This window comes from Pseudidiomarina marina (assembly GCF_003987045.1).
GTDB classification, from domain to species: domain Bacteria; phylum Pseudomonadota; class Gammaproteobacteria; order Enterobacterales; family Alteromonadaceae; genus Pseudidiomarina; species Pseudidiomarina marina.
On sequence record NZ_PIPZ01000001.1, the window covers coordinates 857,793 to 884,410 of the forward strand.

At 47.1% G+C, this 26,618-nt stretch carries 25 protein-coding genes, 1 other RNA gene and 1 pseudogene; 9 read left to right on the top strand and 18 right to left on the bottom strand.

Features of this window, described 5'->3' with window-relative positions:
- The first annotated feature begins 353 nt into the window (after nt 1–353).
- Nucleotides 354–632, top strand: coding sequence for a primosomal replication protein PriC (gene priC / locus CWI76_RS04190; RefSeq protein WP_157980800.1), 279 nt, complete (start codon nt 354–356; stop codon nt 630–632).
- A gap of 1 nt (nt 633) precedes the next feature.
- Here the strand turns inward: priC and CWI76_RS04195 are convergent, their stop codons facing one another.
- The 4 genes from CWI76_RS04195 to CWI76_RS04210 form a co-directional block, all read right to left on the bottom strand.
- Complete coding sequence (locus tag CWI76_RS04195) at nt 634–1,728, bottom strand: tryptophan 2,3-dioxygenase family protein (protein ID WP_126759088.1); 1,095 nt, start codon at nt 1,726–1,728, stop codon at nt 634–636.
- A 215-nt stretch (nt 1,729–1,943) separates the two neighbouring features.
- Nucleotides 1,944–2,041: signal recognition particle sRNA small type (gene ffs, locus CWI76_RS04200), an RNA gene on the bottom strand.
- 89 nt (nt 2,042–2,130) lie between these two features.
- Nucleotides 2,131–2,877, bottom strand: coding sequence for an enoyl-CoA hydratase-related protein (locus CWI76_RS04205; RefSeq protein WP_126759089.1), 747 nt, complete (start codon nt 2,875–2,877; stop codon nt 2,131–2,133).
- The gene (locus CWI76_RS04210; RefSeq protein ID WP_126759090.1) at nt 2,870–3,961 is read right to left on the bottom strand and encodes a ketoacyl-ACP synthase III; all 1,092 of its coding nucleotides are present in this window, start codon (nt 3,959–3,961) and stop codon (nt 2,870–2,872) included. The genes CWI76_RS04205 and CWI76_RS04210 overlap by 8 nt, the downstream gene beginning before the upstream one ends.
- Nucleotides 3,962–4,199: 238 nt before the next feature.
- On the opposite strand from CWI76_RS04210, the gene CWI76_RS04215 reads away from it, so the two are divergent.
- The 4 genes from CWI76_RS04215 to CWI76_RS04230 are packed head-to-tail and all read left to right on the top strand — an operon-like array spanning nt 4,200 to nt 8,109.
- Nucleotides 4,200–5,315, top strand: a complete 1,116-nt coding sequence (locus tag CWI76_RS04215; RefSeq protein WP_126759091.1) for a methyltransferase — start codon at nt 4,200–4,202, stop codon at nt 5,313–5,315.
- A gap of 2 nt (nt 5,316–5,317) precedes the next feature.
- The gene (locus CWI76_RS04220) at nt 5,318–5,902 is read left to right on the top strand and encodes a peptidylprolyl isomerase (RefSeq protein WP_126759092.1); all 585 of its coding nucleotides are present in this window, start codon (nt 5,318–5,320) and stop codon (nt 5,900–5,902) included.
- Nucleotides 5,899–7,233 carry an AmpG family muropeptide MFS transporter gene (locus CWI76_RS04225; protein WP_241967946.1) on the top strand — a complete coding sequence of 445 codons (1,335 nt, stop codon included), beginning with the start codon at nt 5,899–5,901 and terminating at the stop codon, nt 7,231–7,233. The genes CWI76_RS04220 and CWI76_RS04225 overlap by 4 nt, the downstream gene beginning before the upstream one ends.
- Nucleotides 7,234–8,109: a ketopantoate reductase family protein gene (locus CWI76_RS04230; RefSeq protein ID WP_126759093.1), complete on the top strand. Its 876-nt coding sequence runs from the start codon at nt 7,234–7,236 to the stop codon at nt 8,107–8,109.
- Here CWI76_RS04230 and ribBA read toward each other — a convergent pair whose 3' ends face one another.
- Genes ribBA through glyA form a run of 4 tightly spaced genes read right to left on the bottom strand, consistent with a single transcriptional unit; the run spans nt 8,110 to nt 12,083 of the window.
- Entirely contained in the window at nt 8,110–9,243 is a 1,134-nt protein-coding gene (gene ribBA, locus CWI76_RS04235) for a bifunctional 3,4-dihydroxy-2-butanone-4-phosphate synthase/GTP cyclohydrolase II (protein ID WP_126759094.1), read from the bottom strand.
- Nucleotides 9,240–10,364: a bifunctional diaminohydroxyphosphoribosylaminopyrimidine deaminase/5-amino-6-(5-phosphoribosylamino)uracil reductase RibD gene (gene ribD, locus CWI76_RS04240; protein WP_126759095.1), complete on the bottom strand. Its 1,125-nt coding sequence runs from the start codon at nt 10,362–10,364 to the stop codon at nt 9,240–9,242. Before ribD ends, ribBA begins: the two co-directional genes overlap by 4 nt.
- Nucleotides 10,357–10,806 (bottom strand): transcriptional regulator NrdR, encoded by a 450-nt coding sequence (gene nrdR, locus CWI76_RS04245; RefSeq protein ID WP_092855582.1) that lies wholly within the window; start codon nt 10,804–10,806, stop codon nt 10,357–10,359. The genes ribD and nrdR overlap by 8 nt, the downstream gene beginning before the upstream one ends.
- A gap of 20 nt (nt 10,807–10,826) precedes the next feature.
- A complete protein-coding gene (gene glyA, locus CWI76_RS04250; RefSeq protein ID WP_126759096.1) occupies nt 10,827–12,083 on the bottom strand; it encodes a serine hydroxymethyltransferase in 1,257 nt (418 codons plus the stop codon).
- 147 nt (nt 12,084–12,230) lie between these two features.
- On the opposite strand from glyA, the gene ettA reads away from it, so the two are divergent.
- Complete coding sequence (gene ettA, locus CWI76_RS04255) at nt 12,231–13,898, top strand: energy-dependent translational throttle protein EttA (protein WP_126759097.1); 1,668 nt, start codon at nt 12,231–12,233, stop codon at nt 13,896–13,898.
- Nucleotides 13,899–13,961: 63 nt separating this feature from the next.
- Here ettA and CWI76_RS04260 read toward each other — a convergent pair whose 3' ends face one another.
- Both CWI76_RS04260 and psrA read right to left on the bottom strand, forming a co-directional pair.
- Complete coding sequence (locus CWI76_RS04260; RefSeq protein WP_126759098.1) at nt 13,962–16,265, bottom strand: acyl-CoA dehydrogenase; 2,304 nt, start codon at nt 16,263–16,265, stop codon at nt 13,962–13,964.
- Between the two features lie 74 nt (nt 16,266–16,339).
- The gene (psrA, locus tag CWI76_RS04265) at nt 16,340–16,972 is read right to left on the bottom strand and encodes a TetR family transcriptional repressor PsrA (RefSeq protein ID WP_126759099.1); all 633 of its coding nucleotides are present in this window, start codon (nt 16,970–16,972) and stop codon (nt 16,340–16,342) included.
- Nucleotides 16,973–17,084: 112 nt separating this feature from the next.
- On the opposite strand from psrA, the gene CWI76_RS04270 reads away from it, so the two are divergent.
- Complete coding sequence (locus CWI76_RS04270; protein ID WP_126759100.1) at nt 17,085–17,708, top strand: hypothetical protein; 624 nt, start codon at nt 17,085–17,087, stop codon at nt 17,706–17,708.
- Between the two features lie 43 nt (nt 17,709–17,751).
- Here the strand turns inward: CWI76_RS04270 and kdsA are convergent, their stop codons facing one another.
- From kdsA to hemA, 8 genes and pseudogenes are all read right to left on the bottom strand, one after another.
- A complete protein-coding gene (kdsA, locus tag CWI76_RS04275) occupies nt 17,752–18,597 on the bottom strand; it encodes a 3-deoxy-8-phosphooctulonate synthase (RefSeq protein WP_126759375.1) in 846 nt (281 codons plus the stop codon).
- Between the two features lie 40 nt (nt 18,598–18,637).
- Nucleotides 18,638–19,888: a DUF819 family protein gene (locus tag CWI76_RS04280; RefSeq protein ID WP_126759101.1), complete on the bottom strand. Its 1,251-nt coding sequence runs from the start codon at nt 19,886–19,888 to the stop codon at nt 18,638–18,640.
- 25 nt (nt 19,889–19,913) lie between these two features.
- Nucleotides 19,914–20,717: a SirB1 family protein gene (locus CWI76_RS04285; protein ID WP_126759102.1), complete on the bottom strand. Its 804-nt coding sequence runs from the start codon at nt 20,715–20,717 to the stop codon at nt 19,914–19,916.
- A 108-nt stretch (nt 20,718–20,825) separates the two neighbouring features.
- Nucleotides 20,826–21,197: a SirB2 family protein gene (locus CWI76_RS04290; protein WP_126759103.1), complete on the bottom strand. Its 372-nt coding sequence runs from the start codon at nt 21,195–21,197 to the stop codon at nt 20,826–20,828.
- Between the two features lie 116 nt (nt 21,198–21,313).
- A pseudogene (locus CWI76_RS04295) lies at nt 21,314–21,817 on the bottom strand (response regulator); the annotation flags it as partial.
- The gene (gene prmC / locus CWI76_RS04300; protein ID WP_241967948.1) at nt 21,807–22,667 is read right to left on the bottom strand and encodes a peptide chain release factor N(5)-glutamine methyltransferase; all 861 of its coding nucleotides are present in this window, start codon (nt 22,665–22,667) and stop codon (nt 21,807–21,809) included. The pseudogene CWI76_RS04295 and the gene prmC, both read right to left, overlap by 11 nt.
- Entirely contained in the window at nt 22,664–23,752 is a 1,089-nt protein-coding gene (prfA, locus tag CWI76_RS04305; protein ID WP_126759377.1) for a peptide chain release factor 1, read from the bottom strand. Before prfA ends, prmC begins: the two co-directional genes overlap by 4 nt.
- A 15-nt stretch (nt 23,753–23,767) precedes the next feature.
- Nucleotides 23,768–25,018 (bottom strand): glutamyl-tRNA reductase, encoded by a 1,251-nt coding sequence (hemA, locus tag CWI76_RS04310; protein ID WP_126759105.1) that lies wholly within the window; start codon nt 25,016–25,018, stop codon nt 23,768–23,770.
- A gap of 100 nt (nt 25,019–25,118) precedes the next feature.
- On the opposite strand from hemA, the gene lolB reads away from it, so the two are divergent.
- Both lolB and ispE read left to right on the top strand, forming a co-directional pair.
- The gene (gene lolB, locus CWI76_RS04315; protein WP_157980801.1) at nt 25,119–25,751 is read left to right on the top strand and encodes a lipoprotein insertase outer membrane protein LolB; all 633 of its coding nucleotides are present in this window, start codon (nt 25,119–25,121) and stop codon (nt 25,749–25,751) included.
- Nucleotides 25,739–26,617 (top strand): 4-(cytidine 5'-diphospho)-2-C-methyl-D-erythritol kinase, encoded by an 879-nt coding sequence (gene ispE, locus CWI76_RS04320; RefSeq protein WP_126759107.1) that lies wholly within the window; start codon nt 25,739–25,741, stop codon nt 26,615–26,617. The genes lolB and ispE overlap by 13 nt, the downstream gene beginning before the upstream one ends.
- Nucleotide 26,618 lies beyond the last annotated feature (1 nt).

A 26,618-nucleotide genomic window follows, 5' to 3' on the forward strand; every position in this document is an offset into this window, starting at 1 on the left:
AATGTCGCCAGCCTCCCAGTTATTTGAGTGACGAAAAGAGTTTAATCAACACTTGCAGCTATTACCGATAGAAAGCCTACGGTAATAATGCATCAATACTCCCACGATCGACGCGGCAATGTCAACAACGGATATCAGCTAAAATTCACACTAAATATAGATAAAATACCGTTTACAGCATCTTAACAGTTGTGAATAAAAGCGGTGTTTAATTGCATAATTACCCGCATCCTTTTGACCACAAAATCTTTCATTTTTGAAAGCCGTCCACTTGGGTTAGACTCACATAAACGCCTTTTATTCAATTTTTAGCAAAAAATAGGCTTTGTATGTCGAACCAAACAGTAATTTCTATGACACTTCGAAGTCGATTAGAGCAAGAAATCGATACCTTAGAACAACGCATTACGCGCTTGAATATCCATGAAGATAATTTTACAGATTGGTTTGATGCCCAGCTGTTCAGCCAGGATGCCAACCAGCCACTCGACTATATTCGGGAGCTTCGGCAAAACCTTTTTAGCCTCATTAACGCAACAACCACCAGCAGAAGCCAGTGGTTGTCTGAACGTATTGCGCACCAATTAGGCGCGTTGCATCAAGCAGTTCGGTGGGCAGAGCAAGGTAGGTAACTTAATCGTCGTGTCGAAAATAGAACCCAAGCGCCTGCCGAACCGCGCTTGGAAGCTCCGGTAATGCGCTTTTCGGTAGTAAGTAAGTCGCCATCGCAAAAAAGTCTTTAAAGACTCTATTTTGCTCGGTAGTACGGCGCAAATAATCATGCCCCGACGAACCACCAGTTCCGATTTTCGTGCCGAGCATGCGTTGCACCATCATTGCATGTTTATAACGCCAAATTGTAAGCTTCTCATCCATCTCGGCTAATGACGTAATCACTTGATGAGCAAGATGAAATGCCGGTTCTTCGCGATATTGTGTAATAAATAACGCGCTCAACATTGCCCGCTGCGATAAGCGCACTCGGTTATCTTCCTGTAACGATTTATAACGTTCGTTATCAAATAACGCCGAAAAGTTGTCCCGATTCACCTGTAAACTCGCCAATTCTGTTTCTAATTGACCGTCGTCAGCTGCATTCTGGCGAATAATTTCTTCATCTCGATCCAGTGAATTTTGCACAGCCTGCTGATAAACATCCCAAAAACTAAAATCGTCAAACTGTAAAAACGGCATTCGAGCTAACCATTGATCAACACAATCAAATAGACTCGGGTGCGTTTCTAATTCCTCTAAGTAGACCCGATGTTCCTCACTGAGGCGGTTGTAAAACGATTGCTGATCAAAAGCGATACGCGTATCACGCGTTAATCCCAATATTATCTCAAGCTCTTTGAATTGAATGCTTTGAAAACCGGAGGCTGGAACCAAATAATCGCGAAACTCTAAAAATTCCTGTGGCGTCATCGTTTCGATAACGCCAACTTGATCATTCATCAAGTCTTGAATCGTCAGCACGCGGCGCAGGCGATGGGCAACTAATTGTAACGCTCGATCATCAAGTTGCTCGGCACAAAACTCTTTATAAATAGCACGCAGTTCATGCAGAACTTGCTTAAACCAAAGCTCATACACCTGGTGCACAATAATAAATAGCATCTCATCATGCGCTTCGGGCCCATACTGTTTGCTGTGTGGTTGTTGCGAATCTAGGAGTTTATCAAGTTGCAGGTAGTCGCCGTAATAAACCGGCTTCACATTCTTCGGCATGGGGAAAATCTCGTTTTTCGTTAATCGTTATCCGTTATTCGTTATTCGAGTAACGCCTTTGCTTTAGTGTGTCTGTTTTTTCCAATAACGACAAGCAAAGCGATCGAATAACGAGTAACGCTTTTCACGAAAAGCGCAGCGAACGAACAGAGAACGAAGTGAACGGACGAACAGCGAAGCGTACGAATCACGCTTTTAAGAAGATTGGGTGGCGACCTCACCAGCCAGCACCCCGGCACCCACATCCCTGACTACGGCTGCTCCCTTCCGGGCCTGACCGGGTTCGCCAGTTCGTGTTGCGGGGGGACCAATGAGGTCACCATAACGGCGGGCATTATCCCTCAAAGCCAGTGCACTCGCAAGGCAAGTACAGCTGACTGCTGAGAAATTAAGCACTTTTGACTATTTCTTCTTATTTAGGCGGTCTTTAATCGCTTGGCGAGCGGCTTCAGAGCTAAGAGCACGAGCAAATATCTTTGCTTCACGCTCAATTCTATCTGCAACCGGTTCAGCGGGTTGTTTAATTAACTTTTTCGCGGCGCGTAAGCCACCATGTGGCTTGTTGGCTAACGCAGAAGCTACCTGTTCAAGCGTATCTTGTAGCTCATCTGGCGCAACGACTTTGTTCACTAATCCATAGCTTAATGCAGCGTGCGCATCAAAATTATCACCAAGCAACAGCAACTCTGAGGCCTTTAAGTGACCACATTGCTGCGGCAGCAATAAGCTTGATGCTGCTTCTGGGACTAAACCTAGGTTAATAAATGGCAACGCGAATACAGCATCGTTACTGGCATAGACTAAATCGCAATGAAGCAATATGGTTGTACCAATGCCAATTGCCAAGCCATTAACGCCAGCTACTAACGGCACGCTGAGTCGACTTAAGGTGTAGAGAAACTCAAATGGCGGCGCGCTATCGTCTAAATCTTCAATCGCCAAGAAGTCATTTAGGTCATTACCAGCGGTAAAGCTGTCGCCCTCGCCGGTCAACACAACAGCCGCAATTTTACTATCACGATCAGCAGCCTGCAGAGCTGAACTTAACGCCGTATACATGTCCTGTGTTAACGCATTCTTTTTTTCTGGACGCGCCAGCGTCAACCAAAGTACGTTATGCCGAACTTCCTCTTTAACGAAATTACTCATCGCCACGTTTTTCCCAAGCAGCTTTGGTGCCTTCGTACAACGGTAAGATTAAGTCGAGTGCTGTTTTGCCGTTGCTTGGCAGCGTTTCATTGTTATCGCGAATAGGCGTTACCCGTTGGCCCCACTTAATAATTCCCGCGCCACAGGTTAAACCACCACCAAATACCGCAGAGACAATCGTATCGCCCGGCTTCACAATCCCCTGCTCTACCGCTTCACAGAACGCAATTGGTAATGTTGCTGACGACGTGTTGCCATATTTTTGAATGTTAATGACAGTTTTCTCTTCCGGTACTTTGCACATTTTCGCCAGATAATCGATCAAGCGCTTATTCGCTTGGTGCGGAATAAGTGAGTCAATGTCATCAGTGGTCAAGCCGGTCTCTGCAAAAACTTTCTCGACAGCGGTGTTCATGCCTTTTACCGCTCTTTTGAAAATCTCTTGGCCGATGAAGTTAAACGGCATGATGCCGTCAAAACCAAATCGGTCAAAACTCATACCAAACTCGAGCGCTAGTACATCGCGTGCATCGGCATCACAGGTGACATGCGAGGCTAATAAACCGCTTTCGACATCACTCGCTTCCAGAATCATGGCACCTGCGCCATCACCAAACAGTACGGCGCTTTCGCGTTTCGTCCAATCTAATATTCGCGTTAGGCGCTCGGCACCGATAATTAACACCTTTTTATGCGCACCAGTTCGAATTGCTTGTGTCGCGTAATGCATACCGTATAGAAAGCTGCTGCATGCGGCGTTTAAATCAAACGCGGCAGCAGTTTTGTTACCTAAGTCACGTTGCACCGCTGAAGCGACGTTCGGAATAATTTCATCTGGTGTACAAGTACCAACCAAAATCAGATCAAGTTCTTCGGCATCTAAGCCTGCAGCCGCAAGCGCATTTCGCGCTGCCACGGTCGCCATTTTTGAAGTACCAACAGCACTTACTCGGCGCTCTTCGATACCGGTACGTGTGCGAATCCATTCATCTGAGGTATCTAAAAATGTCGCCAAATCATCATTGGTCATCACAGCTGGCGGCAAACATTTTCCCCAACCGGTAATTTCTGCGTATTTTTTCACGAGTTAAAACCTATATAGTCATCTGTCGTTTTTCGCTATCATAGCACGAATGTTACCGAGTGAAATGTCCGACCATTGATAACGGCGTTATTCGTTACTCGTCCGTTCACTTCGTTCACTGTTCGTGCGCGCTTCGCGCTGTTCGAATAGCGAAGCGGACGAACAGCGAAGCGTACGAGTAACGAATAACGAATAACGATTAACGAATAACGAGTAACGATTAACGAATTAAGAGCTTATGACCTTACTAACAAGTGCCGCTGGCACATGGCAACTTCAGCGCTATCCCGTCCGTTCCCATGACACCTTGCAAGCATGGGAAGCTGCGGATGAATTACTGCACGAATTAATTGTTGAACGTGACGATCAACGGCCATTATTAATTAATGATCAATGGGGCGCATTACTGATGCCATTTGCAGGGCTTGATGTTGCAAGCCAAAGCGACTCGTATGTTAGCCATTGTGGATGGCGACACAATCTTGAACTGAATCAGTTACCCGATACGTTAACAGCGCTTGCGCCGCTTGAGTCGCTCCCTGATGATCGCGATGTCGTGTATTTAAAAATTCCGAAGAGCCTGAGTTTATTAGAATTCCAGTTAGCGAAGCTTGCGGCAGAGCTGCCTGCTGGCACACCAATTTTTGCGGCGGCAAAAAGTAAGCTTCTCACTCCGGCAGTACGTGACTTATTTGCGCAATACTGTGAAACGATCGAGGTTTCACTCATTCGTAGAAAATGTCGCACCATTCGCGCGATAACCCGCTCAATTGCGCTTGATCAGGCGCGTTTCATGAGCTCCTGGGAAGTGCCTGAATTTAACCTGACGCTGCACCATCATGCCGGTGTATTTGCGCGCAATCAGCTCGATATTGGCGCCCGCTTTATGCTTGATAACATGCCACCCACAGGGGCGGAACAAGTCATCGATTTAGGCTGCGGAAATGGAGTACTCGGGTTGTACTATGCGCGGTTATCTCCGAATAGTGAGGTCACCTTTGTCGATGAATCCTATTTAGCTATTGCATCCACTCATCGCAATATTGTCAGCAACTTGCCGGCATCTCAATTATCGCAATATGACTTCCACGTTGATGATTGCTTGGCTCACAGGGCAAGCGAGAGCGCCGACTTAATTCTCTGTAATCCGCCGTTTCATCAAGAACACGCAGTTACTGAGCATATCGCACGACAAATGTTCAGAGATAGTCGGCGAGTTTTACGTAAAAATGGCGAGTTATGGGTAGTGGCGAATCGTCATCTACCGTATTATCAACCGTTGAAACGTTTATTTAAGTCGGTGCACCAAATTGCACAAAACAGTAAATTCGTTATTTTTCAAGCACGAGGATGATTATGCGTTATCTGCTTTTAACCGTCGTCATATTCTTCAGCAGTATGAGTTCTGCAGAACAAATTCAACCTGATAACTTGTTTCCCAAAGTGAAATTCATTACCACTGAGGGTGATATTGTCGTCGAGCTTGATCGTGCTAAAGCGCCCATCACAGTAGAAAACTTTTTGATGTACGTACAAGCAGGCAGTTATAACAACACCATATTCCATCGCATTATTCCGGGGTTCGTTGTGCAAGGCGGCGGCTATGATGAAAACTTCGAAGCTAAAACCATGTTTGATCCTATTTTCAATGAATCAGGTAACGGTAAACTCAATAACTACGGCACCATAGCAATGGCGCGCACATCCGATCCGCATTCGGCGACACGACAGTTTTATTTCAACATGAACGATAACGAATCATTAAACCCGTCAAGCAAAGGATGGGGCTATGCGGTGTTCGGATGGGTTGTTTCTGGCGAAGACGTTCTCGACAAACTCGCAAGCGTCGAAACTGAGTTTTATCACGAGCAAACGGGTTGGCCAAACGTTCCGAAGCAGCCGCCGGTATTGAAAAAGATTGAAGTTGTACCTCAGCAGTGAGTTATTCAAATTCAGCACCTTGGTACGCAGATCTCGCGGTATATCGTGAGCCCCGAGTTTGGGTAATCTTTGGCTTTGGCGTAATCAGTGGCTTTCCGTGGGTGCTGATTGGCTCCATGTTGTCAGCTTGGTTACAGGAAGTCGGTGTTGATCGTTCTGCTATCGGTTTATTTGGTGTCGTGTTCGTCGCCTACTCTATCAACGCGTTATGGTCACCACTGATCGATCGCGTCAAAATACCTCTATTGAATCGCTGGTTCGGGCAACGCCGCGCGTGGATCATTCTGTGCCTAAGTGGCATCTTGCTGGCTACTATCGTTCTCACGCAAATTAATGTTGTTGAGCACTTATGGTGGGTTGCGTTTGCGGCACTCATCATCGCAATATTTTCAGCTACGCAAGATATTGCCATTGATGCATTTCGCATCGAGACCTTCGGTCCGCATGAAGCTCGTCTGCAATCAGCCGGTGCGGCGATGGCTACAGCAGGCTGGTGGAGTGGCTACAGTGGGCTTGGCGCTATTCCTTTTTTCCTTGTCGATGGTACCAGTCTATTCTGGGAAGATGCCTATTTTGTATTGTGCTTTGTGATAGTTGTTCAGCTACTTTTTGTTATAGCCGTAAGAGAATCGATTCGTTATCGCCCCGCAATACCAACTTTTAATCATTGGCTCGATTGGTTACGTAATACGCTGGTTGACCCCATCACTGAATTTTTTAAACGAAATGGCTGGCAACTCGCAGTTGGTATGCTGTCATTTATTTTTCTGTTTAAAATTGGCGAAGCTTTTCTTGGCCGTATGTCGATTGTCTTTTACAAAGAAGTCGGCTTTAGCAACGACGACATTGCGGTGTATTCAAAGATGGTTAACTGGTGGGTCACTATCATTTTCGCCATTCTCGGCAGTTTCGTAAACTTGCGTTTAGGGATCGTTCGAGGACTCATGCTTGGTGGTATCGCGATGGCCGCATCGAATTTGATGTTCGCTTGGATTGCCGGCGTTGGCCCCAATACGAACCTGTTCCTTGCCGCGGTGATAATTGATGGTTTTACGGCGGCGTGGTCTACCGTCGCCTTTGTCGCTTTTATTAGCTTGTTGGCGAATCGTGCTTTTACCGCCACTCAATATGCTTTATTTGCGTCGCTTGGTAATTTGGGGCGTACCCTGCTCTCATCGTACAGTGGATACGTTGTCAACTGGCTAGACGGAAACTGGCAGTTATTCTTTATTCTTACGGCGGTTATGGTTCTGCCAAGTCTGTTAATTTTATTCGCGCTTCGGAAATCACTCATGCGCTTAGAACATAATTATCATCGGGAGCTCGAATAAATGCACTGGTTAGTTGTGGGAACAGGCGCTGTTGGTAGTTTAATGGCTGTGAACTTGCGTCGCATTGGCGAACATGTCTCGATAAAACCTCGCGTGACTGCAACACCAAATACGATTGAAATTATTCATGCAGCGCATAATCTCGAGTTTGGTGTACAACAGTTTCCGATTGAGCAACCCACCCAAATTTTTGCAGCGATCAAAGCCTATGACGTCGCTCATTTTCTAGATGAATTACAGCAGGCTCCATTGCCAGAGGGCTCGTCCGTTATCTTGAGCTACAACGGCATGCTAGAGAACGAGAATAGCATTATGCCGGCGAGCGCTTTGCATTGGGTGACAACACACGGGGCATACAAGAATGGCAAAGAAGTGGTTCATGCCGGACTTGGAGAGAGTTGGCTCGGTTGGGCACGTGTGGAACATGCTTCGAGTAGTCGACCCGCTGAGCTATTTAGCGTTTTAAATAATGCTTTACCGCTTCTGAACTGGAGTCCCGCCATCAATCAACGTCGTTGGTATAAACTTGCCATTAACTGTTTAATCAATCCGTTCACAGTCATTCATAATTGCCGCAATGGCGAACTAATACAGCACAACATTGCCGACCAACAACATCAAGTTGCCGAAGAGATTTGTTGGTTAGCGGAACATCAAGGTATTCAATTAAACGCTGATAATTTGGTTGAAAGTGCTAAACGCGTGATTAAAAATACCGCGAACAACTACTCCTCCATGCTCATGGATGTACGCCAGCAACGCCGCACCGAAATTGACTATTTGAATGGTTTCATCGCTCGCCAAAGCACTGCCGCTGGAACCGAAGCGCCAGCGAATGAAGCTCTGTGGCGCCGCGTTCTAGAACTATCGGTGTAATTATTCGTTACCGCCAGCTTGTTCATCTTCGATAAAATCGACAACCTCAAGCCCGAATCCTGAAAGCGCCGAGTAGCGTTTCGGTGAACTCATGAGGTGCATATGATGAACACCTAAGTCAGCCAAAATTTGCGAACCGATACCAACGTTACGCGAGGCATTTGAAGCGGCTGCAGTTGGTTTCACTTCGCCGCGGTCTTCTGCGGCAAAGCTCATCACCTGCTCTAAAATATGTTGTGGACTCTGTTGACGACCAATCACTACTAAAACACCGTCATTTTGACCGATGTATTCCATTGCGTGCCCTAATGGCCAGCTGCGCTTCGCAGCGCGTTGTGTAGCAAACAGATCATTAAAGGTATCTTGTAAATGAACACGAACATTCACCGGTTTATCAGGATCAATCGCACCATGTACTAGCGCATAATGTACTTGCTTATCAATCGTATCTTGATAGGTAATAAGCTCAAACTCACCGTATGCGGTTGGTAACTTGCAATGCGCTTTGCGCTCGACGGTTTTCTCTTTAAGCGAGCGGTATTCAATTAAATCGGCAATCGTACCAATTTTCAAATCATGTTCGGCAGCGAACTTCTCGAGATCAGGACGACGTGCCATAGTGCCATCTTCATTGAGAATTTCGACAATAACAGCCGCTGGTTCGAATCCCGCTAAACGCGCAAGATCACAGCCCGCCTCAGTATGACCGGCACGGTTCAATACCCCACCCGACTTCGCTTTCAATGGAAATATGTGGCCAGGCATTACTAAATCGGCTGGTTGCGCATCTTTTGCCACCGCAGCTTGCACCGTACGCGCTCTATCGGCCGCTGAAATTCCAGTGGTAACGCCCTCGGCGGCTTCAATAGAAACTGTAAAATTTGTGGCATAGGGTGAGTTGTTTTGATCAACCATCAACGGTAAGCGTAATTGTTTGCAACGCTCTTCGGTTAGAGTGAGACAAATCAGACCGCGTCCATAGCGCGCCATGAAATTAATTGCTGCCGGTGTGACACATTCGGCAGCAAGAATCAGATCGCCTTCATTCTCGCGATCTTCATCATCCATCAAGATCACCATTTTGCCTTGACGAATATCTTCAATGATTTCTGCAGCACTGTTTAAACGAGTCACGACGTTAAGTCTCCTCTCACCCGGCGCGGAACGGCGATAATTCGAATATCATCCGCAACCTGACGAACATCTTTTAAAGTTAGTTCTGGCACCTGACTCATATGAGCAAATGCCGGCAAATTCAATAATCCGTGGCCACTATGGCCAATTAATTTTGGTGCCAGATAAAGCACCAATTCATCAACTAATTCAGCGGTTAATAACGCACCGGCCAGCTGCGCACCGCATTCGGTCCAAACCGAGTTGATTTGCTTCTCCGCCAGTTCATGCATCAATTGCGTTAAATCGACGTGCCGCATATTTGTGCGAGCGACCATTATGCATTCAACATGCGCGGGCCAATCGCGTTCGACTGCCGTCGCAGGCGTGTCGGGTGCATGAACCAGAATAATTGGGAACGGCTCTTTAAATATGGCCTCTTGCCCCGTTAACAACCCCTGCGAATCAATAATTACACGAGTCGGTTGTCGTTCAGCTTGCGGATGACGAGCGGTTAAAATCGCGTTATCCGCCAACACTGTTTTTGCAGTACTCAAAATGGCACTACTTTGAGCGCGCCAACGGTGCACATCACGACGTGAATCCGTGCCGCTTATCCACTGACTTTCACCATTTGATAATGCCGTACGACCATCGAGGCTTGCCGCCATTTTCACGCGTAGCCACGGCCGCTTGCGTTGCATTCGTGCCACGAAGCCGTTGTTAAGCGCCAACGCTTGCTGTTCAAGAATACCAACCAGCACTTCAATGCCATTCGCACGCAGGCGTTCAATACCCTCGCCGCTAACCAGCGGGTTCGGATCTTTCATCGCCACCACCACGGTCGCTACATTAGCCTTAATCAATGCATCGGCACATGGTGGCGTGCGCCCAAAGTGGCTACACGGCTCGAGTGTCACATAGACAGTCGACCCTTTAGCCAACGCTCCCGCTTCACGAAGTGCAAATACCTCAGCGTGGGGTTCACCCGCTCGCTGATGCCAGCCTTCGCCCACAATCTTGCCATCAGCAACCACGACACAACCAACCATTGGGTTGGGCGCCGTTGAAAAACGCCCCTGAGCGGCAAGCTCAAGGGCGCGTTGCATAAAACGTTGGTGACAAGCCTGTGGATCAGTCATTGAGCCGTGCTATCTCCTCGCCAAACTCACGAATATCGTCAAATGCACGATAAACCGAAGCAAAACGAATATACGCAACCTTATCGAGTGCTTTAAGATTTTCCATCACGAGTCCACCGATGACTTGGCTCGTGATTTCGCGCTCTCCGGTAGCACGCAGAGACGATTTCACATTTTGAATCGCCTGCTCCATGGCTTCCAAGCTTACTGGGCGTTTTTCCAACGCTCGTAGTAAACCATTACGTAGCTTGTCCTCGTTAAATGGCTCACGAGTACCGTCTGATTTAATTACGCGCGGCATGATTAGCTCTGCCGTTTCAAACGTCGTAAAGCGCTCTTTGCACTCTGTGCACTCACGGCGGCGGCGCACGGAAGCGCCGTCTGCCACCAAGCGCGAATCAATCACTTTGGTATCTTGCGTGCCACAAAAAGGACAATGCATACGCTCGTTCCTTAATTCATTTAATTATAAACAGGAAACTGTTTACACAATGCTTTCACTTGCTCACGAACTTGCTCAATTACGCTTTCGTCATTGATGTTATCAAGTACGTCACAAATCCAGTTTGCTACTTGCTCTGCTTCGGCTTGCTTGAAGCCGCGACGAGTAATTGCTGGCGTACCGAGGCGCAAACCAGAGGTAACAAACGGTGAGCGCGGATCATTTGGAACCGAGTTCTTATTCACGGTGATATAAGCGCGACCAAGCGCAGCATCCGCATCTTTACCAGTGATATCTTTATCAATCAGGTCGACTAAGAACAAGTGGTTCTTGGTACCGCCTGAAACAATCTTGTAGCCACGCGATTGCATCACTTTAACCATCGTGTTTGCGTTGTCCAACACTTGTTGCTGGTACGCTTTAAACTCTGGCTCCATCGCTTCCTTAAATGCCACAGCTTTAGCCGCGATGACATGACACAACGGACCGCCTTGGCTACCAGGAAATACGCCACTGTTTAATTTCTTATGCAGATCTTCATCGTCTTTACCCGACAAAATCAATCCGCTACGTGGGCCAGCTAAGGTTTTGTGCGTGGTGGTAGTGACCACGTCAGCAAATGGCACTGGGTTTGGATATAAGCCAGCTGCCACTAAGCCAGCAACGTGTGCCATATCGACTAACAAATAAGCACCAACTTCATCGGCAATTTCACGGAATTTTGCCCAATCGACAACACCGGAATAAGCAGAGAAGCCCGCAACAATCATTTTTGGTTTGTGCTCAAGTGCTAGCTCGCGCACTTCCGCGTAGTTGATTTCACCGGTCGCTTCGTCCAAACCATACTGCACGGCGTTATACAATTTACCTGAGAAGTTGACATGTGAGCCGTGGGTCAAGTGACCACCGTGGGCCAAGCTCATACCAAGAACAGTATCGCCTGCATTCAATAATGCTAAAAATACCGCTGAGTTTGCTTGTGAACCAGCGTGTGGCTGTACGTTCGCGTACTTCGCGCCAAACAATTTTTTCGCACGCTCAATGGCTAAATCTTCCACTGCGTCGACGTATTCACAACCGCCATAATAACGCTTGTGCGGGTAACCTTCGGCATATTTGTTCGTCAGTTGCGAGCCCTGTGCTTCAAGTACACGCGGACTGGTGTAGTTTTCTGAAGCGATGAGTTCAATATGCTCTTCTTGGCGTTGAACTTCGCCAGTCATTGCCTGCCATAAATCTGCATCGTAGTCGGCAATATTCATTTCATGTTTTAACATCGGGGCTCCTGACTTAACAAACTGTCGAACGAAAATAAGTGGCGCCTAGTTTACCAATATACTTGGGTTAGCGCCAACTTAAGGGTTAAAATAAACAATTACGTTTTTTGCTTATACATATCGCCTCAAAAAGGAACGCATGCTGTTATGGCACAATATATTTATTCCATGTCGCGGGTCAGTAAAGTCGTCCCGCCGAAAAAGACGATTTTAAAAGATATCTCCTTATCGTTCTTCCCCGGCGCCAAAATTGGTGTGCTTGGTTTGAACGGTGCGGGTAAATCGACGTTGCTACGCATCATGGCGGGCGTTGATAAAGAATACGAAGGTGAAGCACGTCCACTGGCTGGCATTCAAATTGGTTATTTACCACAAGAGCCGCAACTTGATGAAGACAAAACCGTACGCGAAACGGTTGAAGAAGCAGTTGCGGATGTGAAGAACGCACTAGCCGAACTCGATCAAGTGTATGCTGCCTATGCGGATGAAAATGCAGACTTTGACGCACTGGCAAAAAAACAAGGTCAGCTTGAAGCGATTATCCAAGCGAAAGACGGTCACAACATCGAGAACATGCTTGAGCGTGCCGCTGATTCACTGCGTTTGCCACCTTGGGATACGAAAATCAAAGTACTCTCCGGTGGTGAGCGCCGTCGTGTCGCCATTTGCCGCTTATTACTAAGTAAACCAGACATGTTGCTCCTTGATGAGCCAACCAACCACTTGGATGCCGAATCTGTCGCATGGTTAGAACGCTTCTTACACGACTATGAAGGGACAGTCGTAGCAATTACCCACGACCGTTACTTCCTTGATAACGTAGCCGGCTGGATTCTCGAGCTAGACCGTGGTTACGGCATTCCTTGGGAAGGCAACTACTCGTCTTGGCTTGAGCAAAAAGAAAAACGACTTGAGCAAGAAGAGAAGCAAGAAAAAGCCCGCCAGCGCAGCATTAAGCAAGAGCTTGAATGGGTTCGTCAAAATCCGAAAGGTCGTCAAGCGAAGAGCAAAGCACGTATGGCTCGCTTTGAAGAATTACAAAGTGGCGATTATCAAAAACGTAATGAGACCAACGAGCTCTTTATTCCACCAGGCCCTCGCTTAGGTGACAAAGTACTTGAAGTGAATCACCTGAAAAAAGCCTATGACGGTCGCGTGTTGATTGATGATTTAAGTTTCAGCGTACCAAAAGGCGCCATTGTCGGTATTATCGGCCCGAACGGCGCTGGTAAATCAACGCTATTCCGCATGATTACTGGTAAAGAGCAGCCAGACTCAGGAACCGTTGAACTCGGTGATACCGTTCAATTAGCGAGTGTTGATCAGTTCCGTGACAGTATGGTCGACAAAAATACCGTATGGCAGGAAATTTCTGATGGCCAAGATATTCTGCGTATCGGTAACTTCGAGATTAACAGCCGGGCATATGTTGGCCGATTTAACTTCCGCGGAAATGACCAGCAAAAGCATATTGGCGAGCTTTCCGGTGGTGAGCGCAACCGAGTTCACCTTGCCAAGCTTTTAAAAGCTGGCGGCAACCTCTTGTTGCTCGATGAACCAACCAACGATCTTGACGTTGAAACCTTGCGCGCACTTGAAGAAGCGTTGCTGGAATTCCCTGGTTCAGCCTTAGTCATCTCGCACGACCGTTGGTTCTTAGACCGTATCGCAACGCATATTCTGGATTATCGTGATGAAGGTCAAATCAACTTCTACGAAGGAAACTACACCGACTACGAAGAGTATATGAAGAAAACGCATGGCGAGCAGGCCATGGAACCGCATCGTACTCGCTACAAGCCGATTGGCGTCTAATGGTCGGTATTTGGTATAAAAAAAGGGCTGTCGAGACAGCCCTTTTTTGTTTCAGGTTTACTGCTATGAGTAAAACTTGCGTTGCTCAATAATCCCTGGCGCAAATTGATCAACACCAATCGCTGCCATACGCAGTTGCTCGGTTTTCTTCAGCGATTTTGCTTCGTCGGCGGTAATCACATCAGCTTTACGAGCCGCCTTCACCAGTTCGTCACCACTGAGATCTTCAGCAATATCACCAAGTTTCACGGCCTTACGAATGCGTTTGTATACATCCGCATGCTCACGCATGGCTGCGAACGCAAGCTCCATGTGCCCTGTCATGTCCTTCGCGTCATTCTTCCAATAGCATAAGAAGGTATGACGATCGCGAGTCACGCCCGGTTCCATCATGCTCTTCGCAACGGCTTGTAAATTGGCATCCGATGGTTTGTTAAAGTGAATACCTAATGGGAAAATAGCTAAACGTAACGTCCATGCCACAATGCGGCTCGGGAAATTCGCAAAAAAGCCTTTAAATGCCTGACCAATCTCGTACAAATGATGCTCAAGCGCATATTCAACGAACGGCAAATCACCTGACTGACGACCATCATCTTCGTAGCGTTTTAACACTGCCGATGCCATATATAAATGACTTAGTACATCACCCAAACGAGCGGACAGCATCTCGCGGCGCTTCAAATCGCCGCCCATCACCAACATGGCCATATCAGCAGTTAACGCCAGTGCGCGACTCATGCGCGTCAGTTGCTGGTAATAACGTGCCGTTGGTCCGCTCATTGGGCTGGCATTAAAACGCGCGCCAGTTAATCCCATGAATAAACTACCGAAGAAATTCCCGGCCGCAAAACCGATATGCTTGAGTAACAAGCTATCAAATTGTTGCAAACCCTCGTCTTCATTCGGATTCGACGCCGCTTCCATCTCCGCCAACACATAAGGATGACAACGTGTCGCACCCTGCCCAAAAATCATCAAGTTTCGGGTGAGAATGTTCGCACCTTCAACCGTGATAGATACTGGGGTTGCCATATAGCCATGGCCCAAATAGTTGCGCGGCCCTAATTGGATGCCTTTACCGGCATGAACGTCCATGGCAGCATCCATCACCTGACGCCCCATTTCGGTCATGTGATATTTAGTCATTGCCGTGATAACCGAAGGACTTTTACCCTCACATAGCGCCGTGACCGTTAAACGACGCATCGACTCTAAGGTATAGTTGGTACCACCAATTTTGCCCATGGCTGCTTGTACACCTTCGAACAAACCAATTGGCATGCCAAATTGTTGACGCACATAAGCATAGGCACCGGTCATACGTTCAGTCACATGACCTGTTGCGGCCGCAAGAGCTGGCAAACTGATGCCTCGCCCTGCTGACAAACACTCCATCAGCATGCGCCAGCCTTTACCAGCGTAATCCTTGCCACCAATAATCCAGTCCAATGGGATAAAGACATCTTTACCGTATGTAGTGCCGTTCATAAACGCTTGATTTAACGGTAAATGACGCTCACCGATTTCAACACCAGGATGGCTCGTTGGAATCAATGCACAGGTGATACCAACATCTTTTTTATCACCCATCAATCCATCAGGATCGTACAATTTGAACGCCAAACCCAATACCGTGGCAACCGGAGCTAAGGTGATATAACGCTTACTCCAATTTAAGCGAATACCAACAACTTCTTTGCCTTCAAAATCACCTTTACAAATAATTCCCGTGTCCGGTATTGCGCCAGCGTCAGAACCGGCCTCAGGGCCAGTTAAAGCAAAACACGGAATATCAGTACCATCCGCTAAGCGCGGCAACCAATAGTTCTTTTGATCTTCGGTACCGTAATGCGTGAGTAACTCACCTGGACCCAATGAATTCGGCACCATGACCGATACCGCAGCACTGATTGAGCGTGACGCAATACGCGATACAATGTGAGAATTCGCAGCGGGTGAAAAATCAAGACCACCAAACTCTTTACCAATAATCATCGCAAAGAATTTTTCTTTGCGAATATAATCCCATACTTTTTTCGGCAAATCTGAATCTTGCTGAACAATTCGGAAATCGTCGAGCATCGCTAACAAGGTTTCTAATTGATTATCAATAAACGCTTGTTCTTCTTCAGTAAACCGTGGTGCTTTGGTTTGGTGAAATTTATGCCAATCTGGACGTCCACTAAAAAGATCAGCGTCCCACCATGTATCACCTGCTTGCATCGCTTCACGTTCGGTTGCCGATAACGGTGGCAGTACGCGCTTAAAGAAAGCAAATGCAGGTCGTGTAATTAAGCTGCGGCGAATATCTGGTACAGCAACGAGCAATACCACCACAACCACTAAAAGAATAATAATTTCCATTTCAAAACACCTTAACCTATCGGTACAACGGGCATATAAGAATGCTCAATCATGACTTTAAAAAGCATAGTCGATTATTCGGTAGGCGCATCGACACCACCGGCTAAAAACGGAATTAAACGGTCAATCACTTGGTCAGCAGCAATGGCTTCGCCAAAATCTGCAGCAGCAATTTCACGCAGAGCAGGCCCTGATACTTGGGCGAAAACGGTGGCACCTAATACAAAGTGCAGGCGCCAGAACATATCTACTGGGCTCAATTGTGGGTTCGCGAGGTGCAAGGTAGCCAATAATCGCTGCATGACATCACCAAAATGGTCCATGGTGTAGCGACGTAAATGCCCTTGGATATCAGCGTAGGCATACCCCAACAAGCTTAAAAAAATAGTTGGCCCATGTTTGCGAACTTGCCGTAGCTCATTCAACGGTTCACGAAAACAATCAAACACCGCTCGAGTGGTTACTTGTGATCGTTGCGCAAGCTCCGCAAGCTCCCGATCTAACGCCGGCATTAAAACTTCAAGGTAGCGTGCCATCACGGCTTGAATCAGCGCCTTTTTTGAGCCAAAGTGGTAGTTCACCGAAGCGAGGTTCACCTCTGCATCTGCGGTAATTTGGCGCAATGAAGTTTGCTCAAACCCATGTTCGGCAAACAGCGCCTCGGCAGCATTCAGTATTTTATCTTTCGTTGATACTCGCTTTGCCATAAAAACGTGTCTCACTTTTTAGTTTTGCACGTTTAGAACGCACATTTTAAACATGCGTTTTAATTTAAATCAGTTTGTTTATCAGCGCAAGCCAAAGGACGGGAATATAACAATGACAAAAGCCATGCATGGTGTTTATTTAGCCATTATCGCAGTTCTTGCCTATATACTCTGGAGCCAACCAGAGACGAACGCCGTCGACACATCAGCGACCCAAGTCACAAAACAAATTGTTGTTGAAAAAGAAATCAGAGCTGACGGCAAAGAAGAAATAGAAGTTATTGCTACCACAGCCAACGACACACCAAAAACAAATTCAGACACCTACGAAGCAAAACAAGTCCGCGAAACCGAAGTCGACCAACCCCGTGTAACCAAAGCTGAGCGTGACGTCGAAATTGAAAAGTTATTACGCGAGGCAATTGACATTGATGAGGTACAGCAACGTATTCATACCGAATCAATCGACCAAGATTGGGCCTACAACATGCAAGACAGCATTGTGCGCTTATACGATGATAATGAAGCGTTGCAGTCAGCAACATTAAGCGGTGTTGAATGTCGAACCACCGTTTGTCGTGTTGAATTTACGGGTACCGATACACCAATCGACCACATGCAGAAATTTCATCAAGAGATGGTGAGCTCGCCATGGTTTGATACAACTTATCAGAGCGTCATGATTTCAAATTCTAAGGACAAGAAGCACGCTGTTTATATCGTGCGACCTAAATAGAAAAGGCGCTCGACGAGCGCCCTTTTGTTTCCATAAATCGTACTTAGTTACTCGTGTCTAGCGGCGCAAAGCTTTTGACCAACTCATCAACCGCTTTCATTTGCTGCAGATAGGGCTCTAACTTTGCCAAAGGCAATGCACACGGGCCATCACATTTTGCTTGATCAGGCTCTGGATGCGCTTCAATAAACAATCCCGCAATACCGAGTGCCAAGCCTGAACGTGCAAGAACAGCGGCTTGCGCACGCCGGCCATCAGCTGAATCTTCACGACCACCAGGGCGCTGTAGCGCATGCGTCGCGTCAAACATAACCGGTGCCATTTGTTTCATTTCATCCATACCAAGCATATCAACCACAAGGTTATTGTAACCAAAGCAACTGCCCCGCTCGCACAGAATTACATTGTGATTACCCGCTTCACCAAATTTTTTCAGAATATGACGCATTTCATGCGGCGCTAGAAACTGCGGCTTCTTCACATTGATAATCGCACCAGTTTCAGCCATGGCAACGACCAGATCGGTTTGACGCGCTAAAAACGCCGGTAACTGAATAATATCGGCCACTTCGGCAACTGGTTTGGCTTGGTGAGGCTCGTGCACATCCGTAATAATCGGCACGTTGAAGGTGCGTTTTATTTCAGCGAAAATTTCGAGGCCTTTATCAAGGCCTGGGCCGCGATAAGAATGAATGGAAGAGCGATTTGCTTTATCAAAGCTTGCCTTAAATACATACGGGATACCAAGGCGTGATGTTACTTCAACGTAATGCTCAGCAATGCGCATGGCTAAATCGCGCGATTCTAAAACATTCATTCCGCCAAATAGCACAAACGGCAGATGGTTGCCCACCTGCACGTCACCTACTTTAATTACCTGAGTGTTAATCACGTTGATATCCTTTACTTAACTCGATGTACTGCATGTATTAGCCGGTAGCAATGACACGCAAAATCTGTCCACAAATATAGGCCATGTAGGTGCCTAATGCATAACCAAACACAGCCAACAGCACGCCGACTGGCGCCAATGATGGATGAAACGCTGAAGCGACGACTGGTGCCGAAGCCGCACCACCAACATTCGCTTGGCTACCGACCGCCATGTAGAACACCGGCGCTTTAAGCAGGCGCGCGACAAACAACATTAAACTGGCGTGAATAATCATCCAAATTGCACCAATCAAGAAATACTTTGGTACATCCACAATGGCGGTCACATCCATATGTAAACCAATGGTTGCAACCAGAATATAAACAAACATGGAGCCATATTTCGATGCCCCAACACCTTCAAGTTTACGTGCTGGCGTAAACGACAGTGCAACGCCTACCGTGGTCGCAATCACAATCAACCAGAAGAATTTTTTGTCTAAGCTAAAGTCTTTCAGAGCTGGAACATGGTCGGCAATGTATGGTGCAATCACATCGGCACCCCAATGCGACAAGCCTGTCACACCAAAAGCAACCGCCACAATAAACATCAAATCTGGCAATTTTGATTCACGACGATGCTCAGCTTCGTACTGCTCCATACGATCTTTAATTGCTTCAATCGCGCTTGTGTCTGCACCAATGCGTTTATCGATGGCTTTGTTATTTGCGGCCATATAAAGCAATACGGCCATCCATAAGTTCGCCACAATAATATCAACGGTGACCATTGCCGAGAAAATTTCGCCGCCAACTTCGTAAACTTCTTTCATTGCGGCTTGGTTAGCGCCACCGCCAATCCAGCTACCAGCAATGGTTGTCATACCACGCCAAACCGCATCCGGACCCGCGCCACCCAACATTTCAGGGAAAATAGCGCTAACAATCAAGAGCGCAATAGGCCCGCCGATAACAATACCGACAGTACCGGTTAAAAAGAGAATAAGGAGTTTTGGGCCCAGTCGTAGAATTGCTTTCAAATCCAAACTTAAGGTCAGCAAAACCAAACACGCTGGTAGCAAATAATCCATCACTAACGGATAGACTCCGGTATTTGCGCCATCGACAATACCGAAGGTGTTGAGCAACGAAGGAATAAAATAGCAAAGTAATAGCGCTGGAACCCACTTATAAAACTTTTGCCAAAAACTATTTGAGCTGCTTTGCGTGTAAAAAATAAGACCAAGAATTACAGCCAGCAAGCCAAAAATAATACCGTCATTGGTAATCAGTGCAGAGCTTTCCACAGGAACCCCTTATTATTCTATTTTTTTAATGAAGGACGTGCTGGGGGGCCGCCCACGTTTCTAATTGCAAGCGCAACAACTGTGCACTTGGATCATCTGGGCATTGTTCGACAAAATACTGGTAATCGTCAACTGCTGCTTGTTGGCAGTCGAGCTCTTCTAACACATAACCACGATCACGAATTTCATACGGATCATCCGGAGAAATAGCCAGCAACATATGAACGACGGTAAGTGCATTGGCAAATTCACGGTCATGAATCATCGCATGCTTTAGCTCAGTCAAATAGCGCATCAGAATCGTCTTCTGATCGGCAGCTTCAAACATATCCCATGAAAAATCCAGTGCATCTTCAGTCACGTCTTCAAAACGTTCTTGCACTTGGTGACCTTCGAGTAATTCACCATGCAGCGGATCAACAAAATAACTTTGTTGCTCAAAATCAAATCGCAACAATGGGTATCCCGGAAAATCAACTAAATCAGTCTGAATACCAGCATAAGCTGCCGTTTCTTGCAGAAGAAGCGCCAAGCTAATTGGTAAACCTGTGCGATAACTAATAACCCTATCGAGCAGAATTCGCTGAGCACCAACCGCGGGCTCGGGCGCGTCACTAAACCCTAACTCAAAATAAAAGTCCTGAATAACCGCTTGCAGTTTTTCAATACCGGTCAGCGCTTCATGTTTGTGAGTCATCTCGCGTATTTGCTGATAATAATCGCTAACGTACTGGTCACTATCGGAATGAAAGGTACGGCTAATCTCCCAGACTATTTCAATAGTTGGGAGAATTTCATGAGCCACATGTTCTAAATATGAAAAACGCATAAACCCTTAATTCGTTATTCGTTATTCGATCGGTCGCTCACGCTCCCTTGTCGTTATTCGTCAAAACACCTTCGAGTAACGAATAACCAATAACGAATAACGATTTTTTTAAATCAGTGCTTGTTTGCTGAAGGCAATGTGAAGCAAAAACATAATCCAACTCAGCGCCCCCACAAAGCCAACATAACGTAGCCAGCTCACTGAGGCCTTCATCGCCACCAAACCAAACAAAATATAGCCTACAAGACCAATCACTTTATTAATCAACCATGGCGTTTCCCACGGCCACATTTGCCAGTGAATAAGCATCCCGACAATTGTCAGCAATAATGCTGTATCGATAATGTGCGGAACAATTTTCACCCACTTCTGGTTCGCGATTCCAGCACCAATACTGCGCCAGAAAAAACGAAGCATAAATAATACCACACTTATGGCAACAAAGGTGACATGGAGGTGTTTTAGAGCTATGAATGACATCAAGAACGTCCCTTCTAATCGTTATTTTCGGTTAAACGTTGATAGGCATCAGCAACTTGCTGACGCACCTGCGGTTGATGTTCTAACAACCAGTTTTGGTAAAAACTTAATTCATGTTCAACTCGCTCGAGTTGTTCTTTTACTCGAATAATGTCGCGGTAAGAACGCAGTGCCGACATCACACAGGTAAATAATTTCTGTGCTGTTAATTCGGTTTTCGCTTTGTAATCGTTGATATCGTAGTTAATCACAACCGAACGCTCTGGCGCCTGTCCCGGTTGACCTGTCCGCAATACAATACGACTGGTGCGATTACCTATCGTTTCGCGAATATACTTGGCAACCTGCAAACCAGCATCGTCGGTATCCATGACCACATCAAGCAACACAATGGCGATGTCATCATGGTCAGCAATCAACTGCTCCGCTTCATGACGCGAATAAGCACTTAAAAAATTTAAGCCTTTACCTTCAAAAACTAAATCCATAAGTGCCAAGCGAGTTACCGCATGTACTTCACGCTCATCATCAACAATTAATACCTTCCAACCCGCTTCCGTTGTGTTATCAGGCACTTCCTCTTGCTCATTCTCTTCAGCAAAGATGAAATCATTGGCCATTGGCATTACTCCATTGTCCGAGTGTCACGCGCTCAAGATTAGCATAATCACGAATAGTCGTAACTGCATTAAACCGTGCCCTTTGCATCAAATCACGAACCGCTTCCCCCTGCTTCCAGCCGTGTTCAATCAATAACCAACCTTGCAGTTCTAAATGATTCGTTGCCCCCGTAATAATTGTGTCGATATCCGACAAGCCCTCATTTGCTGCGACTAACGCGCTTTTGGGCTCAAATCTTACATCTCCTTGCTCGAGATGCGGGTCGCTCGCGTCAATATATGGCGGGTTCGAAACAATCAAATCAAACTTCTGTTGCGGTTCGATTGCCGCGAACCAATCACTTTGTTTAACGGTAAGATCGAGATTTAAGTTGGCAGCATTCTGTTGCGCAAGTGCCACGGCCTCGGACATTTTATCCACGGCAGTAACTTGCCACGTAGGCCGGCTACTTTTTAATGCCAATGCGATAGCACCGGTTCCGGTGCCTAAATCAAGCACCTTAGATTCGACCGGTAACGCTAAGCTTAGCGCGTGCTCCACTAACACTTCGGTATCTGGGCGCGGTATCAACGTGCTGTTGTTGACTGTTAATGGCAGCGACCAGAACTCACGCTGCCCAACTAAATGAGCAACGGGAACGCCGTGTTCGCGCTGTTTTATGAGTTCGGCAAATTGTTCTTGTTGTGCGGCTTCCAATAAGCGATCGGGCCAAGTGATCAAATAGGTACGATCACGTTCAACGATGTGCGCCAACAACACTTCGGCGTCAAGCTTTGCACTCTCACTCTTGGTGAGTTGTTGTGTCGCCCATCGCAACGCTTCAGCAATCGTCATGGGTGTCGTGATCATTGACTCTCAGCAAGCGCTGCGAGCTGATCGGCCTGATGCTCTTGCACAATGGCATCTAATATAAGATCTAATGCCCCTTCAAGAACTTCATCCAAACGATACAAGGTTAAATTGATACGGTGATCGCTGACCCGCCCTTGCGGATAATTGTAGGTACGAATACGCTCTGAGCGATCGCCGCTACCAACTAAACTACGACGCGTTGATTGCTCTTCTTGACGCCGCTTTTCATCCTCCGCTTGTTGCAATCGTGCTTGCAACACCGACATCGCTTTGGCTCGGTTTTTGTGCTGCGAACGCTCATCTTGGCACTCCACCACGAAACCAGTTGGAATGTGCGTGATACGAATCGCCGAGTCGGTTCGGTTAACGTGCTGACCACCCGCCCCTGAAGCTCGGAAAGTGTCGACGCGCAAGTCAGCTGGATTAATTTCGATGGCTTCGGCCTCAGGTACTTCCGGTAACACAGCAACTGTACAGGCCGAAGTGTGCACACGACCTTGAGATTCCGTCTCTGGTACTCGTTGCACACGGTGACCACCCGATTCAAATTTAAAGCGACCATACGCCCCATCACCAGACACGTGCGCAATCACTTCTTTATAGCCACCATGCTCACCCTCGTTACAGCTAACCATACTGACACGCCAACCGTGTTGCTCAGCATAGCGGCTGTACATACGGAATAAATCGCCCGCAAAAATGGCAGCTTCATCGCCACCAGCACCTGCACGAATTTCGAGATAACACGGACGATCGTCATTCGGATCTTTTGGTAGCAGTAAAATTTGCAGTTCCTGCTCAAGCTCTTCTTGCTTGACCTTCGCTTCATCTAATTCAGCTTTTGCCATTTCGCGCATTTCAGCGTCGTCTTCTTGCATCATTTCTTGCGCTGCAGCCTCATCAGCTTGCGCTTGCTGGTAACTGGTAAAACATTTCACCAATTCTTCCAACTGAGAATATTCACGCGACAAGCCGCGAAACTTATCTTGGTCCGCAATAATGCCTGGGTCACTTAATAAGTGTTGTACTTCTTCATAGCGTTCAAGCAATGCTTCTAGTTTTCGAATAATCGAAGGATTCATCATGCGGTGAGGACCTTACTCGTCATCTGCTATCAATTTTTGAAATACCGCTAAGGTCTCGAAGTCACCCGCGGCGCCAGCTTCACGCATCATTCGCGTTGGCTGATGGAGAAATTGTTTGGTTAAACGCTGGGCGAACTCACCCAACACATCGTCGGCACTTTTGCCTGCAGCTAACTGATTGCGAGCGCGTAGCAATTGTTCTTCAGCCATCTGCTCAGTACGCTGGCGAAAATCACGAATCACGTCGACATGATCAAGCTGGCGTATCCAAGCGGTAAAGGCCTCGGAATGCTCAGCAATAATAATTTTCGCCTCAGCGGCGGCTTCTTCGCGGTTACGAAGGTTTTCCGTAATAATGCCTTGTAGGTCATCAACCGTGTACAAGAAAGCATCATCTAACGCATTGACTTGTTCTTCAATATCTCGCGGCACGGCTAAATCAATGAACAAAATCGGTTGGCGCTTCCGCGTTTTCAGCGCTTGTTCAACCAAACCTTTACCGATAATCGGCAACGGACTCGCAGTCGAACTAATCACAATGTCAGCCTGTGGGAGCAATTCCGGTAGCTCGCCAAGCGTATGCGCTTGACCTTGGAAACGTTCGGCAACCGCGCTTGCGCGGCCCAACGTTCGGTTTGCCACCATCAATTGTTTCACACCATGTTCAGTTAAGTGCTGCGCAACGAGCTCTGCGGTATCACCAGCGCCAACAAGCAACACCCGAGATTCAGGTAACTCAGCGAAAATTTGGCGCGCCAAGTTTACTGCGGCAAACGCGACGGAAACCGCATTTTCGCCAACTTTGGTTTCACTACGGACAGTTTTTGCTACCCGAAATGTGCTTTGGAATAGTCGCTCAAGTACCGTGCCTACACTCGCCTGGTTTCGCGCGAACTGATAGGCTTGCTTCACTTGGCCAAGAATTTGCGGTTCGCCTAAAACCAACGAGTCGAGACCGCTCGCTACCGCCATTAAGTGTTCAATGGCAGCCCCATCTTCATAGGTATAACAATGTTCACGCAGTTGCTCCAACGGAATGCGATGATAGCCTGCAAGCCAACCAATCAACATATCTGCGGATGTCGCACCATGACAATACAATTCAGTACGATTGCAAGTAGATAAGATAACGGCTTCAGCAACGCCAGTTTGCTCACGCAAAGCTGGCAACGCTTGATGTAGCTGCTCTGGCGAGAAGGCGACTTGCTCCCGTAACGACACGGAAGCGGTTTTGTGGTTAACACCTAGCGCGAAAATGGTCATAATAGCAAAAAATTGCGAGCCTCTAACTACTGCGAAACGCTGGCAATTGTACGTGAAAGCCCGCATGATGAAAAGCGCACGAACAGGGATAGCAAAACCAATGAAACGTCTCCTTTTAGTAGTACTCACAAGTGCTTGGTTAACTGCCTGTAGCAGCGTCCCCGAGCCCCCCAGTACGAGTGATGTTGATGCCAAGGCCGTAACAGCGCAGCAACAGCAGCTCAAACAACTGGATAACTGGCGTTTGCGTGGCCAAATGGCGTTATTCGATTTACGCGAAGATGATCGCCACGGGCTTTATGTCGATTGGTCCTCAAGTGCTGATCAATTAATGATGCGCTTTTCACATCCGCTTCGCGGCACCCTTGCGAAACTTGAGCAGTCAAATGGACAAGCCGTTTTAATCGACGAAGATGGCAAAGAATATCGTGCCACAACCGCGCAAGAATTACTGTGGCAATATTTTCGATTGGATTTACCGATGAATCAGATTAGCGCAATTGTCATCGGTCAGGAACTACCAGACATGGTCGAGAAACAGTATCAGTTGCAGCAATATCGAAAGCGGCCCTATGCCTTGTTGTCAAATTTTGTCATGTTGGCTGCTGACCAAGTTTGGCGTGCACAACTCGGCGAATATGAACTGATAAATGGCACGTTTTTACCCCATAGTATTAACTTAACAACCGACGCATGGCGGTTAAAACTGCAGGTTTCGCAATGGCGCTTTTAACTTTACCCGCGGTCGCCAAATTAAATCTATTTTTGCATATCGTCGGCCAGCGTGCTGATGGCTATCATAACCTTCAAACCTTATTTCAGTTTGTCGATTTCGGTGACGAATTATCATTTCAATTGCGTGATAGCTCTGAGATCACGATAAGCTGCTCTGAGCCATCGTTAGAAACCGATGATAATCTGGTACTTAAGGCGGCTAAGTTATTAGCAGAAGCCGCTCCACAATCGCTACCCGGTATTCATATCCATATTGAAAAAAAGCTGCCCTTTGGTGGTGGTTTAGGCGGTGGTTCATCTGATGCAGCAACAACATTGCTTGCGCTACGGCATCTTTGGCAGTTGCCACTAAACGATGATGAACTCGCCGCTATGGGTCTACAGCTCGGTGCTGATGTGCCTGTATTTGTGCGCGGACAAGCCGCATTTGCGGAGGGCGTTGGCGAGTATTTACAACCTGCACAACCGCCCTGTCCTTGGTATTTAGTCATTCATCCAGGTGTTCAAATTAGTACACCAAGTATTTTTAAACACCCTGACCTTCCGCGTCAGCATCCACCGCTAAAATGGCCACAATGGAGCTGGGAAAACACCAACAATGACTGTGAAGTGCTGGTCCGTCGACTCTATCCAGAAGTTGCCAAGGCCCTCGACTGGTTGGTAGAATACGCGCCGTCTCGATTGACTGGCACGGGTGCATGCATCTTCGGTCGATTTGATAACGAGACAGATGCCCGTGCTGCACTGCAAAGGATGCCTGCACAATGGACAGGGTTTGTCGCGCGAGGTCTCAATGAAAACCCGGTCTGCCAGCAACTGCGGCAGGCTTCAACTGTGAACCTAACCAACAAGACTGAGGTTTAGT

Bases quoted from the DNA above. Each gene is read 5' to 3' on its own strand.
- priC (WP_157980800.1), top strand. From the start codon at position 354: ATGACACTTCGAAGTCGATTAGAGCAAGAAATCGATACCTTAGAACAA.
- CWI76_RS04195 (WP_126759088.1), bottom strand. From the start codon at position 1,728: ATGCCGAAGAATGTGAAGCCGGTTTATTACGGCGACTACCTGCAACTT.
- CWI76_RS04205 (WP_126759089.1), bottom strand. From the start codon at position 2,877: ATGAGTAATTTCGTTAAAGAGGAAGTTCGGCATAACGTACTTTGGTTG.
- CWI76_RS04215 (WP_126759091.1), top strand. From the start codon at position 4,200: ATGACCTTACTAACAAGTGCCGCTGGCACATGGCAACTTCAGCGCTAT.
- CWI76_RS04220 (WP_126759092.1), top strand. From the start codon at position 5,318: ATGCGTTATCTGCTTTTAACCGTCGTCATATTCTTCAGCAGTATGAGT.
- CWI76_RS04230 (WP_126759093.1), top strand. From the start codon at position 7,234: ATGCACTGGTTAGTTGTGGGAACAGGCGCTGTTGGTAGTTTAATGGCT.
- ribD (WP_126759095.1), bottom strand. From the start codon at position 10,364: ATGACTGATCCACAGGCTTGTCACCAACGTTTTATGCAACGCGCCCTT.
- nrdR (WP_092855582.1), bottom strand. From the start codon at position 10,806: ATGCATTGTCCTTTTTGTGGCACGCAAGATACCAAAGTGATTGATTCG.
- glyA (WP_126759096.1), bottom strand. From the start codon at position 12,083: ATGTTAAAACATGAAATGAATATTGCCGACTACGATGCAGATTTATGG.
- ettA (WP_126759097.1), top strand. From the start codon at position 12,231: ATGGCACAATATATTTATTCCATGTCGCGGGTCAGTAAAGTCGTCCCG.
- CWI76_RS04260 (WP_126759098.1), bottom strand. From the start codon at position 16,265: ATGGAAATTATTATTCTTTTAGTGGTTGTGGTGGTATTGCTCGTTGCT.
- psrA (WP_126759099.1), bottom strand. From the start codon at position 16,972: ATGGCAAAGCGAGTATCAACGAAAGATAAAATACTGAATGCTGCCGAG.
- CWI76_RS04270 (WP_126759100.1), top strand. From the start codon at position 17,085: ATGACAAAAGCCATGCATGGTGTTTATTTAGCCATTATCGCAGTTCTT.
- CWI76_RS04285 (WP_126759102.1), bottom strand. From the start codon at position 20,717: ATGCGTTTTTCATATTTAGAACATGTGGCTCATGAAATTCTCCCAACT.
- CWI76_RS04290 (WP_126759103.1), bottom strand. From the start codon at position 21,197: ATGTCATTCATAGCTCTAAAACACCTCCATGTCACCTTTGTTGCCATA.
- prmC (WP_241967948.1), bottom strand. From the start codon at position 22,667: ATGATCACGACACCCATGACGATTGCTGAAGCGTTGCGATGGGCGACA.
- prfA (WP_126759377.1), bottom strand. From the start codon at position 23,752: ATGAATCCTTCGATTATTCGAAAACTAGAAGCATTGCTTGAACGCTAT.
- hemA (WP_126759105.1), bottom strand. From the start codon at position 25,018: ATGACCATTTTCGCGCTAGGTGTTAACCACAAAACCGCTTCCGTGTCG.
- lolB (WP_157980801.1), top strand. From the start codon at position 25,119: ATGAAACGTCTCCTTTTAGTAGTACTCACAAGTGCTTGGTTAACTGCC.
- ispE (WP_126759107.1), top strand. From the start codon at position 25,739: ATGGCGCTTTTAACTTTACCCGCGGTCGCCAAATTAAATCTATTTTTG.